The organism is Bacillus sp. 16GRE42 (assembly GCF_019837435.1).
GTDB lineage: Bacteria > Bacillota > Bacilli > Bacillales > Bacillaceae_G > Bacillus_A > Bacillus_A wiedmannii.
Window position 1 is genome coordinate 95,436 of record NZ_JADAXF010000002.1, and the last position, 15,805, is coordinate 111,240.

Sequence of the window (15,805 nt, forward strand, 5' to 3'; positions counted from 1 at the left end):
ATCACTCATTTTGCTGTTCCTACTCCATTTAAAACATACTTTGCAATAACTGCATATACAGCGACTGTACCTGCTACTAATGCGTATACCATACTCATGCACCAACCTTTTTGATAATGATTATCACTTTTGAATACATTTTATCATTAAAGAGAATCATTATCAACACTTTTCATAAAGAAAGCCCCTTATAAGAAGGAGCTTTACTGCCTGTTTTGAAGAAGGTTAAAACTTGTTGTGCACTCTTATTATATCTCATAATACACATCTTAACAGTTTTAAAAATTGGAAATTACCTATATACCCTCCTCTTTACATTTTGTATAATAAAAGGGAATTACTTAACAAGGAGGAAAATAATGACACAAAATATTTCACAAAGCGAGAGGATACACTCCATCGATATTATTAGAGGAATAGCTGTACTAGGTATTTTTCTTGTTAACTGGCCTGTTATCGCTGGGATTGACTCACGTGATCTTTCAGGAATTTATGAGGGGCTAGATAGCTATATCCGTCTGTTTTACGATATGTTTATTCAAACAAAGTTTTATACCATCTTTTCGTTTTTATTCGGCCTAGGCTTTTACATTTTTATGACTCGTGCTGAAGCGAAAACAGATCGACCAAAAACTTTATTTGTTCGTCGCTTACTTATTTTATTATTATTTGGTTTCTTACACTACGTTCTTTTATGGGACGGAGACATTTTACATACTTATGCAATCGCTGGATTTTTCTTATTTTTATTTTATAAGAGAGAACCTCGTGCCATTTTAATATGGGCAATCGCTTTATTAAGTATTTTTCAATTTCTTATGCTAATTGCTAGTATTGGTATTGCCTTCATGCCAAAAGATGAACTTGGGTTATCCTTACCAATCATGCCACTTGAAGACTGGGTGTCACAAATACAAAATCGTTTCCATGCATTTTATGCTGATGGAATTGGACTAAACGCATTCATGCTCCCAGAAACAGTTGGGCTATTTTTACTTGGTTTATATGCCGGTAAAAAGGATATTTTCCGCCGTACGAAAGAGTTAGATCCAAAGCTTAAAAAATGGCAAATTATTATGTTCATTTTAACGTTGCCAATGTGGTTCCTCATGGTCCGCTATTTCTTATCAAAACCATCTTATGAACCAATTTATATGCAAGGCTTTACAATGTTTAGCGGAAAAACATTATTCATCTTCTACATTTTCACGCTTATGCGTTTATTACAGAAAGAAAAATGGCAAACATTATTACGACCATTCCAATATGTTGGTCGAATGGCGTTAACAAATTACATCTCGCATACAATTGTTACGTTACTTGTATTCGGACTATTGTTCAAAAATGATTATCTTGCTCCATTATGGGTAGGTCCTCTATTTTGCATTAGTTTCTATACGTTACAAATCTTTATTAGCCGCTGGTGGCTATCACGTTATCAATACGGGCCACTTGAGTACATTTGGCGTCTTGGTACGTACGGGAAAATGATGCCACTTAAAAAGAAAAGAAAGGTCTCATAACTAGACCTTTCTTTTTTTATGCTTCTCTTACTGCACTTTGCATCGGTTGTTCTAGTTGCAACATTTGAAGTAGCACTAAATAAACCATTTTAATTGATGTAAGGGGGCACAATGTAACTGGAGAAATATTAAAAGGGACTAGAGAAAAAATAACATGAGAGAACGTCACTTTATATTCCTATAAGAAATCACAATGTGCGATCCAATCATTTGTTTTACTATTTTTAGCAAAATAAATTCCACCGCCATGAATAATCTTTAAATGGGCTTTGGGATCGTCTGTTATTTGAAAAATAAATTCATAATCCGCAGGCCATTGGATACCTGATTGTGCAAAGCAAGCATAGCCTCCTAATTTGTGTATGTAATGATTTTCTTCAAAAATGTCCTCGTAGTAGTCAATCTCAATTGTGTTTTCAAGTTCAATAATTCTATCTTGCACGTTGTTAGGGAAATCTTCCGTATCCCATTGTGGAAACTCATCAGCTACTAATCTTGGTATTAAGGGAAAAGGTTTTAGATTTGGAAACGTAAGTGACATTTCATTCGGTACTAGTTCCTCTAAAGAATCATATTCTCTAACACAAAAATTTCCTGATAAATTGGACAAATCTTTAGCAAAGTTTGGAGAAAGAAATACTGCAATGACTTTCATATCTTTTACTGCTTCTGGAACAAAAGGTATTTGTGTTAAATTAAGCATCATAATCGCATACATTTTGTCTTGATAACGGTCGATTGGGCAAGTTTCATTTGGGAATGAATAGGGAATCTTTCCAATCCAACTTTCATTTATAGATGAATCAGGTCTTTTTCCGCCTGTTTGAAAGATAGTTGCTCTTTTTCTTAAGATATTCTTTATTTGATCTATTTCCAAAATATTTCTCCTCCTAAATATATATTTTGGTTTCTCCTTATTTTAACGGATAATTATATTCTAACAATAATGTACATTTTTTGTTATAACGCCCCTTTTGAAAGCTGTTGTTAAGCAGCAATTTCAAGGGTCTTTTTCTAGTTTTACTGTCGATTTAAAACAAATTTGTACTGTTTATAAAAAACATACCTTTTTGAATAAAGTTGCACCGTTTTGCATCATCAGGTAAAACTCCTGTAGTAATGAAGCTTTAGAATTAAAAGTAGATCTGGAAATTGAGACATTATAAACTTATTAAACTAGCTCAGTAATAAAAACGATGGGTTCAATTTGATTGGTATTTTAAACATCACTACAAATTAAAAACCTATCTCAAATGAGATAGGCTTAATTACATACAATTCGTATTGTGTCTACTTACTTTTTACGCTTCCCTTACTGCACTTTGCATAGACACTGCCTCTTCTTTTACTTTCACTTTACGCTGCGGCACCATATTAAATACGATATTTAAAAGTACTGCTGACGCACTTCCAAGTACAATTCCGTTATCTGTTAAAATACGAATGTTTTCAGGAAGTTGTGAGAATAATGTAGGAACAACTGTAACCCCAAGCCCAATTCCTACAGAACATGCAACGATTAATAAGTTTTCTTGTTTACCAAAATCAACGCTACTTAACATTTTAATACCATATGCCATTACCATACCGAACATCGCTAACATTGCACCGCCAAGTACTGATTTCGGGATAATAGTTGTAATAGCTGCGATTTTAGGAATGAATCCAAGAACAATTAACATACCACCACAAGTATAAATAATAACGCGATTTCTTACTCCAGTTAATTGAACAAGTCCTACGTTTTGAGAGTATGTTGTATATGGGAACGCGTTGAAAATACCGCCTAACACCATCGCTAATCCTTCTGCACGATACCCTTTTGTTAATTCTTTTTCACCGATCTTTTTATTGCAAATATCAGATAATGCAAAGTAAACACCTGTTGCTTCTACAATTCCTACGCAAGCAACTAAGATCATCGTAATGATTGGCGTCAATTCAAACGTTGGTGTACCGAAGTAAAACGGCTGAATACCATGGAACCAATCCGCTTCTCCAACCGCTTGCAAACTTACTTTCCCCATAAATGCTGCAACAATTGTACCGAACAATAGACCAAGTAAAATAGAGATTGAACGAATAAATCCGTCAAAGAAACGATACATAATGATGATAAATAGTAATACACCAAATGCTAACGCTAAATTTTCAAGACTACCAAAATCCTTACTTCCTACTCCTCCAGCCATATCATTAATTGCTGCTGGAACAAGTGTAACTCCAATTATAGTAACGACAGATCCTGTTACGACAGGTGGAAACAGTTTTACAAGCTTTCCAAATAATTTCGCAAAAATAACAACGAATAACCCGGCAGCAATAATTGCTCCATAAATAGAAGACACGCCGTATTGTTTCCCGATTGCAATCATTGGCCCAACCGCTGTAAATGTACAACCAAGTACAACTGGAAGTCCAATACCGAAAAAGCGATTTGATAATGCTTGTAAAATTGTCGCAACGCCACACATTAATAAATCAATTGAGACTAAGTATGTTAACTCTTTTTGATTTAAACCAAGTCCGCCGCCCACAATAAGCGGAACAATAATTGCTCCAGCATACATAGCAAGCATATGCTGCATACCAAGCGATGCGATTTTAAATGGATGTTGCTTCATCGTTTATTTCACCTCCGCAGTTTCTTGCTGTACAAATGTAACTGTGCCGTTATCAAGTGATGCAATTTCTGCTAGTGACTCAACACGAACTCCTTGTTCACGAAGCTTCTTTCCTCCATCTTGAAATGCTTTTTCAATAACAATACCAATTCCTGCAATACTTGCTCCAGCTTGCTCTACTAAACTCATTAAACCTAAAGCAGCCTGACCGTTTGCTAAAAAGTCATCAATAATTAAAACACGATCATTTTCATCGATATGATTTCGAGATAATGAAATTTCATTCGTTTCTTGTTTCGTAAATGAATGTACGTTTGCAACGTACATATTATCTTGTAACGTTAACGATTTACGTTTTCTTGCAAAGATTACTTTTACACCAAGCTCTAATGCAGCCATAACCGCTGGTGCAATGCCTGAAGATTCAATCGTCACGATTTTTGTAATGTTCTCTTCTTTAAAACGTTTAGCAAATTCTTTTCCGATCTCTTGCATAAGTACTGGGTCAATTTGATGATTTAAAAAGGCATCTACCTTTAATACGTCACCAGATAAAACCTTTCCTTCGTTCAAAATCTTTTCTTGTAATACTTTCATGTTTGTTCCCCCTCTTATGCAATAAAAAACTCCAAAAGCCGCCACCACTCGTTACAAGTGAGAGACGCGCTTTTGGAGTTTCGCAAAAAAGAATGCTAAACAAGCAAATATATTCGTCCTCACTCATAGTCAAAGTATTTACGGTACTTCGGTAGAAACTTGCAGGCCATATCCCCGCGATTATATGAGTGTAGCTAACTATTTATTTTATAGATGGATTATAACGCACTTTTTATACTTTGAAAAGCATTTCTTAATAAAACACGTACAAATTTTATAAAAACATCATTTTCGTTCGAGTTTTGTAAACTCTTACATATTATTTCAAAGTGTCGTTAAAATGATTGGCCCATCTTTTGTAATCGCAATTGTATGCTCATATTGCGCTGATAATTTCCCGTCCATCGTTCTTGCAGCCCATCCATTTAAATCTACTTTCGAATATCGCATACCTACATTGACAATAGGCTCAATTGTAATTACCATTCCTTCTTGTAGTTCAGGCCCTTGTCCTTGTTTCCCAAAATGAAAAATTGCTGGTTCTTCATGAATCTCTTTACCTATTCCATGTCCCGTAAAGTCTCTTGCGACAGAAAAACCTTTATTTGCTACATAACTTTCAATCGCATAGCCAATATCTCCTACATGATTACCGATTATCGCCTGATCAATTCCTTTATACAATGCATTCTCAGCTACTACCAATAACATTTCTGCTTCTTCAGAAACATTTCCAACTCTATACGTCCAAGCAGAATCTGAAAGACCACCATTTAAGTTTACTACCATGTCAATTGTTACAATATCACCCTCAGTTAAAGGAACATCCGCCGGAAACCCATGACACATTTCATCGTTTACAGATGCGCATATCGCATATGGATACCCGTTGTAACCTTTCTGTTCAGATGTTGCACCATGCTTTTCTAAATATGCTTCAACAAACGTATCAATTTCTTTTGTCGTAATACCTGGTTTCATCATTTGGGCAATTTCCCTATGACATGAAGCAAGTAATTTCCCAGATTCATGCATCAAATCTATTTCATTTTTCGTTTTAATTGTAATCATTCTATCTCTCCTTGCTAAACCTGCTATTTGCTACTAAAGTTCAATCATACACATCCTCTTCCAAAACTTCCAATTATAAAAGCAAACATCATTTCTTCTATTTTCCGAATATAAATTTTTATTTAATTCGTTTTTTAAAATATTACATCTAGTATTTTTTATTGATGTTTATTTATAAACAAAGTATATTGTTACTATACTATTAAAAGGAGGATTGTTAAAGATGATGCATGCAGGAAGACTACGTCAGCAACCTTTGAACACTAAGTAATTTAATATGTTCAAAGGCTCTGTTTTCATAAAGCAGAGTAAACGGGATTAGTCTGCACATTTTTAATAATCTTCATCGGAAGAGTACACTTTCCACATGAAGAAAGGCAGATATACATCTGTCTTTTTTTCGTATATTTTTTCATACAAAGAGAGACGTTTATTCATTATATCCTCGTTTACTCTTAACCACAGACAGAAGCCCGTCTGTGGTTTTTTTATGATTACATTTTCTTATATCTCGCTACTTTAAGCATATTGATGTAGTTAGAGACAAAAAGTAACAGAAAACGCATGAAAACATTGAAATTAGAATAAACATTTGGAGGAAATAAAAATGAATACACTTAAAGTGAAACAATTAGCAAATACGAAAGGCCTAAATATATTAGAAGATTCAATAGAAATCAATGAATCTGGCGTTGACTTTCAAGTAGCACACGTTAAAGAACAAAACGGGGATAAATGGATACTAAGAATTCCTCGTAGACCAGAATCTATGAGACATGCTCTACGTGAAAAAGAAGCATTAGAAATCATGAAAAAACATGCAGAATTCCAAATTCCTGATTGGTCTATATTTTCTGAGGAACTAATTGCTTATAAACAACTAAGCGGCGTTCCTGCCGCTACTATTGATATAGAACAACAAGGTTATATATGGACCTTTAACGAAAAGAATGTACCAACTGAATACCATACTTCATTAGGAAAAGTTCTAGCGAATTTACACTCATTACCTCAACAAAAATTTAATAATACAGGTGTTGAAATTCTTACTGCTAATGAATTAAGAACTTCTATGAAACAAAGGATGAATCGAGTGAAGGAACAATACCATATTAATCAAGACTTATGGGATCGTTGGCAAGCATGGCTAGCTGAAGATTCTTTTTGGCCATCTCACGTAGGAGTAAAGCACGGGGATATCCATCCAGGTCATATCCTGATTAATAATAAAAATAAAGTAACTGGCTTAATCGATTGGACAGAAGTAGGAATAGGTGATGTATCTATAGATTTCACATCGCATTATCTACTCTTTGGGAAGGATGGACTAACAAAGTTAATTCACTCTTATGACAACGCTGGCGGTAAAACTTGGTCAAAAATGGATGAACATATTATCGAACTTCTAACAACGAGTAGTATTACTGTTGCTGAATACGCTCAAGTTTCAGGTTTGAAAGACATGCATGAAATAGCTGTGCACATGCTAGCAACTGAAAGATAATGAAATTGCAAAAAAACAGAAGAACCCTCTTCTGTTTTTTTGTTATTTTTTACATATATAATTCATTTTCAAAAACTCAAAACAACTACCATTTGTTTTCTGTATAAACGTTCCAACAACTTCAAATCCTGCTCTTTTATACACTTTAATCGCTCTCTCATTACATGTCGCTACTGATAGTGTTATATACTTGCAACCATATTTTTCTTTACTAAAAGCTAGTCCAGCGTTTACGAACTGTAAACCAAATCCATTTCCAGTTATATCAGGTCTCATTCCAAGCCCTATATCAAACGTTCCATCATTTATTTTACAAACAGTAAAAAAACCAATGAGAGTGCCGTTTTCCTTCACAGAAAATGTATGATCTCCTCTACTCTCATCATGTAAAAACTCAGCTAAATCTTCTTCATCTGCACCTATATCGTAAAAGGAATACCTCCCTTCATAATGCCAGTTATATGCAATTTCTTCTGCTTCTTCTTGCGTCATTACTGTATATGTATAAGCCATTCTTCTATCCCCCTTGAAAAAAAGAGCTGCAATTAAGCAGCTCTTTTTTATAACTCATAGATTTCTTTATACTTCGCTTCTAAATAATCTGCTAAGTAGTTTGCATTTAATCCTTCACCTGTCACATCTTCTAAAATTTCAAGTGGCTTTTTCGTTTTACCGTATTGGTGAATATTTTCTGTTAGCCATTCACGAATTGGTGTTACGTTTCCTTCTTCTAATAATGCATCAAAGTTCGGAATGTCTTTTAACATTCTTTGCTTAAATTGCGCTGCATACATATAACCAAGCGCATAAGATGGGAAGTATCCAAATGAACCACCAGCCCAGTGAACATCTTGCAATACACCTTGTGCATTGTTTTCCGGACGAATTCCTAAATATGCTTCCATCTTATCATTCCAAGCCTCCGGCAAATCCTTCACTTGTAATGTGCCATCAAATAATTCTTTCTCAAGTTCATAACGAACCATGACGTGAAGCGGATATGTAAGCTCATCTGCTTCTATACGAATGAACGATGGCTTCGATTCGTTAATCGCATCATAAAACTCATCTACTGATATATCATTGAATTGACCATCGCTATACTCTTTTAATAAATCATAATTTTTCTTCCAGAATGATTTATTACGACCGATAAAGTTCTCAAAGAATAATGATTGCGACTCATGAATACCCATAGAAGTTCCACTACATAGCGGTGTACCTTCGAATTTCTCTGCAATATTTTGTTCATATACAGCATGGCCACATTCATGAATTGTTCCAAACACTGCCATACGGAAATCTTTTTCATCATAGCGTGTTGTAATACGAACGTCCCCTCTATTTAATGTAATCTCAAATGGATGTACCGTTTCATCAAGACGACCTGCTTCAAAGTCATAATTCAATTGCTTTAATAACTCTAATGTAAAGTTCTTTTGTTTTTCTTTTGAAAAATATTCTGATAAAGCACTTGTCTTTAATCTCTTTTGTGACTCCGATATTTCTTTTACGAGCGGAACGATACGCTCACGAAGTTGACCAAATACGTGATCTAACACTTCTACTGTAATACCTGGCTCATACATATCTAATAATGTATTATATTTATATGTTTCGTAACCCCAATATGTAATGAATTTCTTTTTAAATTCAACTATTTGTTCTAAATAAGGACGGAACATTTCGAAATCAGATTTTTCCCGAGCTTCTTCCCACACACTTTCCGCTTTCGCTTCTAATTTCACATACGCCTCGTATTCCGCTTGTGGAATTTTCTTATTTCTATCATATTCTTTACGACACTCTTCAACCATTTTCTTCGTCGTTTCAGAAAGTTTATCTTCACTTATTAAAGCTTCAAGCTCTGTTAAATAATTTCCCATCTCATCTGAAGTCGACATGACAAACACTTCTGATGAAAGCATACCAATTACTTCTGAACGCTGGTCTACACCTTTTTTAGGCGCACCTGTTCTTAAGTCCCAAAACATTAAGCTTAATGCTTCCTCATAATTCTGTATCTTCTTCACATATGTTAAAAATTGTTTTTCTACTTCATATGTAGCTACTGTCATCGTATAAAACCTCCCTTTTCTACCTCAAACTTAATTCGACATGGAACTCTAAATCCCTTTTATAATAGAAAAAAAGCTTGGCAAGTGCCAAGCTTTCTCCTTATAATTCTTTACCTTCTACTGGTAGTACGTTTTTCACCGCTTCTATCACTTTCTCATCTTCTGTATCAGATAAGAAGATTGATATAGCACCTTTATCGTCGCTCGTACGAATTAAACGTCCAATCCCTTGACGAAGACGTAAAATCATATACGGTACATCTACATCCCAGAATGGATCATTTACATGTTTACGCTTCGCTTCAAACACAGGATCGTTTGGAGGGAATGGTAATGACCAAATAATAACATGCGATAATGATGAACCAGGAATATCTAAACCTTCCCATAAATGAACAGCACAAAGTACAGTCTCTTCTTCATTTTGGAAACGAGAAACGAGCTGACTAATTTCTTGATCCCCTTCATATAGGAACGGAACGGACATTTGTTCTTTACTTACATATTCTTTAAACGCTGCAAGTTCTTGTGTTGTACGGAATAATACAAGTGTACGTCCATTTGTTTTCTGTATATTTTCAAGTGTATATTGACACTTTCTTTCCCATTCATTTTCTTTCGTATGCGATAGTAAGTTTACTGCCATTTGCTCCTCATAATCAAACGGTGAGGCAACTGAGAATGATAAGTAATCTTTTACCCCTAGGCTATTTGCTGTAAATGCGAATGAATCGTTGTTAGATAATGTAGCAGAAGAGAAAATATACGGGATTTTCTTCGAGAATACTTTCTCTTGTAATACTTCTTCAACTGCACGTGGCATAATCACTAACGTGAAGGCTCCATCACCTTCTTCACCCCATGTAATTACATTTTTCTCGTGCATGAACAGACGAAGTGAATGTTCTAATACATCTAAATGTTCATCAACGATATTTAAATCATACGTGTTTACTGTATGCATTTCACTTTCAAATACTAATGCATCACCGACTTCACCAATTTTCGCATAAAGTCTATTCGCTTCAGCTGTTACTTTTTCTGTCACAGTAATTTCTAAACGATCAGAACCGGCGATTTCCTTTTTATTTTCTTGTAACACATCAAAGAATCGCTCTGTTTGCCAAATTGTTTCTTCTACTAAATGCGCAAACTCTTCACGAATATCGTTTTGCAACAATCTTGTTAAAAGTTGCTCCATCATCGTTTGCTTTAAACGATATGTTAAAGCTTTTTGAGCTGCATATTCTACAAGATGTCCTTCATCGAATACAACGCAGCTACTTTCAGGTAATAACGGAATTTGCCCTTCACGCTTACGAGCATCGTACGTCCAAATATGATCCATGTAGAAATCTTGAGAACAAATAATTAAATCTGCCGCTTTACGATAATGTTCACGAGAAAGAGTTTGACCACAACGATGACGAGAATCACAAGTGAAGCAATCTTGGAAGTAATCCCAATTTACTTTTGACCATTCCTCATCATTTAAAAGTGGAAATTCTTTTCTGTCACCGTAGTGGGTAAAGTTTTGCATCGTACCATGATCGAATACAAACTGTGGTAATTCGTAGTATACATCTTCAATTACTTCTGGAGCTCGTCCACTCATAACATCTTCAAGTTTACGTAAACATAAATAATTATCCATTGATTTCGCAAGTCTAACATCAACAGATAGTCCTAATGCTTCAGATAACTTAGCAATGTCCCCTTCTTCTTTCACAAGCTGCTCAATTAAAGTTTCATCAGCACAAGCGATAATAGCTGGTTTTCCAGTATAACGCGCATAGCAAATTGCATATAGAAGATATACAATTGTTTTCCCTGTTCCTACACCCGCTTCTGCGAACATTACTTTCTTTTCTTGGAAAGCACGCTCTAATTGAAACGCCATAAAAATTTGTTCATCACGCTCTTCAAAGCCTTTTTCCGGAAGGATATCGTAAAACACATCTCCAATCCATTCATTCAACTTATCATAAAAATTATCTTGTTTCCCTACTTCAAATGGTAATCTCTTCTCAGTAAACATCCTTAGCCTCCAACCAAAAAGTTTTTCTATAAAAAGATATAGCAACTGCTACTCATATGTGTGCAGCCACTTTCCCCTGTTGCCATACATAGAAATACACGAAAAAAAATTTTCCTTTCGAAAAAGGAAAATTTTTTTCTATATTAATGACTTTAAATATCGTTTATCAATCGCTGTTTCGTGTGAAAGAGCTGACAAATATTCTTCTTGTGCTTTTTGTATTTCATCTACAATCGCACCTTGGCTATCCACTTCTTTCCCGATCTCATCATACGTACGATGAATAGCTTTTTGAATCATTGATAATTGGAAACTATCCATATCACGTCCTCCTTTACGCATTACATAATAGCCAGTATATGCGCGCTGGAGGAGTTTTATACTATGAATTACGCGGTGGACGTTTTCCGAAGTATTGGTAGTAATCTGTACGGATAAATCCATTAAATAGTTTACGTTTCTTCGATGCATCTTTTCCATAACACTTTTCAAATGCTTCGTAGCTTGTTAATACATACGCTGACCATGTGTCTAATGGGCGGAATACTTGTCCCATTTCTTTGTACAATTGTTCAACGAGTGCTTTTTCACTTAAACGTTCTCCGTATGGAGGATTCGTTACAACATATCCATAATCCTCTTTTGTCGTGAAATCTTTTACTTGCATTTGTTTAAATGTAATTAAATCACCTAAACCTACTTCTTCAGCGTTGTCTTGAGCAACTCGGATCATACGATGATCGATATCTGATCCAATGATTTGTAGTGGTTGATTATAATTCGCTAAATCTTCAGCTTCTTGACGAGCTTCACGCCAGTTTTGTTTACCAACCCAGCCCCACGCATCTGATGCGAAGCCACGGTTAAATCCTGGTGCAATATTTTGTCCAATTAATGCTGCTTCAATCGGAATTGTACCTGATCCACAGAAAGGATCCACGAAAGGACGATCCGGCTTCCAGTTTGTTAACTTAATTAAAGACGCAGCCAATGTTTCTTTTAATGGAGCTTCCCCTTGATCCATACGGTATCCACGTTTATGAAGTCCAACACCACTTGCATCAATTGTTAATGTTGCAATATCCTTGAGCATTGCGATCTCAATACGGAATAACGGACCATCTTCTTCAAACCAAGTTGTACGTTTATATGTTGTTTTTAATTTTTCAACGACAGCTTTTTTAACGATACGTTGGCAATCTGAAACACTGAACAACTCAGATTTTAACGATTTACCAATTACAGGGAACTCTCCGTTCTCTGGAATATAATCTCCCCAGTTTAATGCTTTCGTTTTTTCAAACAGCTCATCAAATGTTGTCGCTTTGAATTCGCCAACTTTAATTTTCACACGGTCCGCAGTACGTAACCATAAGTTCGTGCGACAAATCGCCTTTTCATCTGCTTCAAATGTTACTTTGCTGTTTTCCACTTGGCATTCATAACCAAGATCACGAACTTCTCGGGCAACTAACGATTCAATACCCATTGCCGCTGTTGCAATTAAAGTAACTTTTCCCATTTGCATTCACCTCTTATGTATAGTTAAACAATAATTAATAGCAATTTGTCCTATTAATCATTACATTTTACGAAGAATTTTCTCATTAACCATTTTAACTCATAATTTATAACTTCATACAAATAAAAAGCCCTCCTCTAACAAAGGAGAGCTGAGTTATTTCATAGTTGGTTCATAACGTTCTGTAAGCCATGTTCTGTTCCTTTGTACTGCAAACGGCCCACGCCTCGTACTCCGGTGGCAATCATCTATCTACAGATTATACAACCTGTCCTTTCCCATCGTTCATTTCCTTGGAAAAGATTCCCCTACCATTATTTGGGTTTCTCGCTCGTGGGGTTTACCTCGTTCCACTCCTATCATTTCTTCAAGGACTTCGTCACTGTGGCACTTTAAAGGTAGTCAAACCATATCCGAAAGGACTTAGGTTTTTTCCCTGCCGTTAAACCAGCCTTACAGCCAGAATACCCTAGCTTATGAATTGGCTAGGCACGAACACTACAGCCATCTCAGGCCGTGCGAGCATGGACTTTCCTCTACAACGTTGGCGTTGCAGCGATTACCCAAACGTTATGACATCCATTAGTATAGTGGAAACAAAAAGATTTTGCAATGTTTTTTTCTATGTAAAATGCTTTAACCTTTTTACCACTAAAAATTATTCGTATAACTTACTTCCAAATACAGCTTTTTCTAAATTAGATAGACGTTTTAAAATGTCCGTATTCGTGTTGTTATATACAGGTTGTGCAACTGGTGTTTGTACAACTGGTTGTTGTGGCACTTGCGTTGCTACTAATTTTTGTTCCTCTAATTCACGCTTTAAACGAGCATTTTGTTGCTTTAATTGATCAAACTCCTTGTGGAAAGCTTCATAGTCTTTAATGATCATGTCAAGAAACTTGTCTACTTCTTCTTGTTGATAGCCTCTCATGCCTGTTTTAAATTCTTTTTCTAAAATATCTTTCGCCGTTAATTTAATTTTATCCGAAATCATTTTCTTCACCTCAAATTTTTGCCAAAACTTTCATTACCTAAATTTTTTCAGAAACAACGCCTTTTGTCAATCATATATACGAGTACTATATTACATATTACTCAGCATTATTCCACTGTTCCTCTTCTATTATATCTTGTAAATCAGAAAAAAGAATGAAATAACTGTGATAATTTTCTATTTCTCCTTTTTTCTTTGCTGCTTCTACAATATATTTGGGACTCCCTGGTTTTTCTTCATCATATACAGCTAAAAGTGCATCACTTTTTTCAATAAAAAATTGATTTTTTAATTTAAATTGTTCCGGGCTTTCGTACTTCCGTTTCGTAATACTATCAATATGGTCTGCTTGAGAGAGAATACATTCGTAATATTCACGGTTATCTTCCTTCCAGCTTTCTTCTTGTTCTAAAAACGGAGTAAATACCGCTAATTTTAGATTTGGATATTCTACTTGAATTTCAAAAACAACTTCAGCAGCCCATAATTCGACTCCTAACTGCCCACTTATTATCACCCATTCCAAACCTTCTTCTACAAAAGTAGTTAATTTTCGGTGCAATGCTTTTTTTATACATTCCACCCCTGGATGATCATTTTTAAATATACCAAGTTCAAATGGCTTATATCCCGTTACAGCAATAACTTTCATATCAACACTCCAATTACAAAAAAAGAACTAGCATTTCGCTAGTTCTAACATATCATTTACTTTTTAAATATTCCACCAACGTTTGGTCCAATATTCGGACCTACTGGTGATACATTGTTTGGTAAAAATGGTGATACATTTGGTCCGAATGGTGATACGTTTGGTCCAAACGGAGATACATTTGGTCCTGGACCAAATGGTGATACGTGATGTCCGTGATGTCCATGATGTCCATGACCACATGGTCCACATCCACCGCCGAATCCTGGATCGATTGGGTCTACAACATTTACATTCGAGTTTGTTTGTGGGAAGAAGTTTTGGTTTTTAATTTGTTGATGATGAACATGTGTTGTATGCGTTGGGAAAATGTGTGGCACCACCGTTGTTGAAAAAGAATGTGTTACACACTGTTTCGTCGGATGAATGACAGGAGCAGTTGTACAGATAGGTCCTACAGGCTTATGCCCTCCAAAACAAGGATGACAATGATGCATAGTTTTTTCTCTCCTCTCTCGTTAAAAAAATCTGACTACACTTTACAATATGAGAAAAGAGGGAAAGCCGTTTGTTATATATACCCATTTATTACAAGGAAATTTGTCTAGCCTTCTGCTTTATACGTAATGCTTTTTATAGACAATCCCCCAAGATTACTTACCAAAAAAACCTCCAACTTGCTTTACAATACCCGTCACTTGGTTCATCGCATTCATCATTTGTCCAGCTGTATTCATCATTTTATTTACATCATAGTTACCATCTGAGTTTTTAAATTGGGAAACAAAACTAGAAAATTGACTCGGTTGCTGTTGTTGTTTTTGTTTATTCTGCGTCGGGTACGGTTGTTTTGGTGGATAAAACATCGCTTGTTGATTTCCATAGGGAGATGGTGGTGGCATATAGTATTGTGAATTCATATAAGATTGCTGTTGTTGATCCATATAGGGCTGCTGCTGTTGTTGCGGTTGCGGTTGATTCATATAAGGTTGCTGTTGCTGATCCATATAGGGCTGCTGCTGTTGTTGCGGTTGATTCATAAACGACACTTCAAATGGCTGGTAATAATTTTGATTTCCATAATGAGGCTCGAAAGGATACATATTATACCGTAAATATGTATCCGTATTATATTGGTACATATTTTGCTGTGTATATGGATTAGATTGCTGATATACGTTTGGTTGTTGAAACATGCA

Annotated in this window: 15 protein-coding genes, 1 other RNA gene and 1 riboswitch; of the genes, 2 read left to right on the forward strand and 14 right to left on the reverse strand. The window is 35.4% G+C overall.

Annotated elements, in window-relative coordinates; translation table 11 throughout:
- The first annotated feature begins 359 nt into the window (after positions 1 to 359).
- Entirely contained in the window at positions 360 to 1,523 is a 1,164-nt protein-coding gene (locus ILS93_RS12705) for a DUF418 domain-containing protein (RefSeq protein WP_222660648.1), read from the forward strand.
- A gap of 178 nt (positions 1,524 to 1,701) precedes the next feature.
- Here ILS93_RS12705 and ILS93_RS12710 read toward each other — a convergent pair whose 3' ends face one another.
- The 4 genes from ILS93_RS12710 to ILS93_RS12725 form a co-directional block, all read right to left on the reverse strand.
- Entirely contained in the window at positions 1,702 to 2,400 is a 699-nt protein-coding gene (locus tag ILS93_RS12710; protein WP_064476593.1) for a YwqG family protein, read from the reverse strand.
- 424 nt (positions 2,401 to 2,824) lie between these two features.
- Positions 2,825 to 4,147, reverse strand: a complete 1,323-nt coding sequence (gene pbuX / locus ILS93_RS12715) for a xanthine permease PbuX (RefSeq protein ID WP_222660650.1) — start codon at positions 4,145 to 4,147, stop codon at positions 2,825 to 2,827.
- 3 nt (positions 4,148 to 4,150) lie between these two features.
- Positions 4,151 to 4,744, reverse strand: a complete 594-nt coding sequence (locus tag ILS93_RS12720; protein ID WP_064476595.1) for a xanthine phosphoribosyltransferase — start codon at positions 4,742 to 4,744, stop codon at positions 4,151 to 4,153.
- Between the two features lie 106 nt (positions 4,745 to 4,850).
- Positions 4,851 to 4,952, reverse strand: a riboswitch (purine riboswitch).
- Positions 4,953 to 5,068: 116 nt separating this feature from the next.
- Complete coding sequence (locus tag ILS93_RS12725) at positions 5,069 to 5,815, reverse strand: type I methionyl aminopeptidase (RefSeq protein WP_088048412.1); 747 nt, start codon at positions 5,813 to 5,815, stop codon at positions 5,069 to 5,071.
- 607 nt (positions 5,816 to 6,422) lie between these two features.
- On the opposite strand from ILS93_RS12725, the gene mphL reads away from it, so the two are divergent.
- Positions 6,423 to 7,319, forward strand: coding sequence for a macrolide 2'-phosphotransferase MphL (gene mphL / locus ILS93_RS12730; RefSeq protein WP_088048411.1), 897 nt, complete (start codon positions 6,423 to 6,425; stop codon positions 7,317 to 7,319).
- Positions 7,320 to 7,361: 42 nt separating this feature from the next.
- On the opposite strand, the gene ILS93_RS12735 is transcribed toward mphL, so the two are convergent.
- The 10 genes from ILS93_RS12735 to ILS93_RS12780 form a co-directional block, all read right to left on the reverse strand.
- Positions 7,362 to 7,832, reverse strand: a complete 471-nt coding sequence (locus ILS93_RS12735; protein WP_064476598.1) for a GNAT family N-acetyltransferase — start codon at positions 7,830 to 7,832, stop codon at positions 7,362 to 7,364.
- 47 nt (positions 7,833 to 7,879) lie between these two features.
- A complete protein-coding gene (ypwA, locus tag ILS93_RS12740) occupies positions 7,880 to 9,397 on the reverse strand; it encodes a carboxypeptidase (RefSeq protein ID WP_064476599.1) in 1,518 nt (505 codons plus the stop codon).
- Positions 9,398 to 9,497: 100 nt separating this feature from the next.
- Positions 9,498 to 11,435 carry an ATP-dependent DNA helicase gene (locus ILS93_RS12745; RefSeq protein ID WP_000493718.1) on the reverse strand — a complete coding sequence of 646 codons (1,938 nt, stop codon included), beginning with the start codon at positions 11,433 to 11,435 and terminating at the stop codon, positions 9,498 to 9,500.
- A gap of 138 nt (positions 11,436 to 11,573) precedes the next feature.
- Positions 11,574 to 11,756, reverse strand: a complete 183-nt coding sequence (locus ILS93_RS12750) for a DUF3921 domain-containing protein (protein ID WP_000376887.1) — start codon at positions 11,754 to 11,756, stop codon at positions 11,574 to 11,576.
- A gap of 61 nt (positions 11,757 to 11,817) precedes the next feature.
- Positions 11,818 to 12,957, reverse strand: a complete 1,140-nt coding sequence (locus ILS93_RS12755) for a THUMP domain-containing class I SAM-dependent RNA methyltransferase (RefSeq protein WP_064476600.1) — start codon at positions 12,955 to 12,957, stop codon at positions 11,818 to 11,820.
- A gap of 180 nt (positions 12,958 to 13,137) precedes the next feature.
- Positions 13,138 to 13,528, reverse strand: an RNA gene (rnpB, locus tag ILS93_RS12760) — RNase P RNA component class B.
- Between the two features lie 87 nt (positions 13,529 to 13,615).
- Positions 13,616 to 13,954, reverse strand: coding sequence for a cell division regulator GpsB (gene gpsB, locus ILS93_RS12765; protein WP_000622425.1), 339 nt, complete (start codon positions 13,952 to 13,954; stop codon positions 13,616 to 13,618).
- Positions 13,955 to 14,051: 97 nt separating this feature from the next.
- The gene (locus ILS93_RS12770) at positions 14,052 to 14,606 is read right to left on the reverse strand and encodes an SLOG family protein (RefSeq protein ID WP_048543489.1); all 555 of its coding nucleotides are present in this window, start codon (positions 14,604 to 14,606) and stop codon (positions 14,052 to 14,054) included.
- A 56-nt stretch (positions 14,607 to 14,662) separates the two neighbouring features.
- Positions 14,663 to 15,103, reverse strand: coding sequence for a CotD family spore coat protein (locus tag ILS93_RS12775; protein WP_000546280.1), 441 nt, complete (start codon positions 15,101 to 15,103; stop codon positions 14,663 to 14,665).
- A 156-nt stretch (positions 15,104 to 15,259) separates the two neighbouring features.
- The gene (locus tag ILS93_RS12780; protein WP_222660653.1) at positions 15,260 to 15,802 is read right to left on the reverse strand and encodes a YppG family protein; all 543 of its coding nucleotides are present in this window, start codon (positions 15,800 to 15,802) and stop codon (positions 15,260 to 15,262) included.
- Positions 15,803 to 15,805 lie beyond the last annotated feature (3 nt).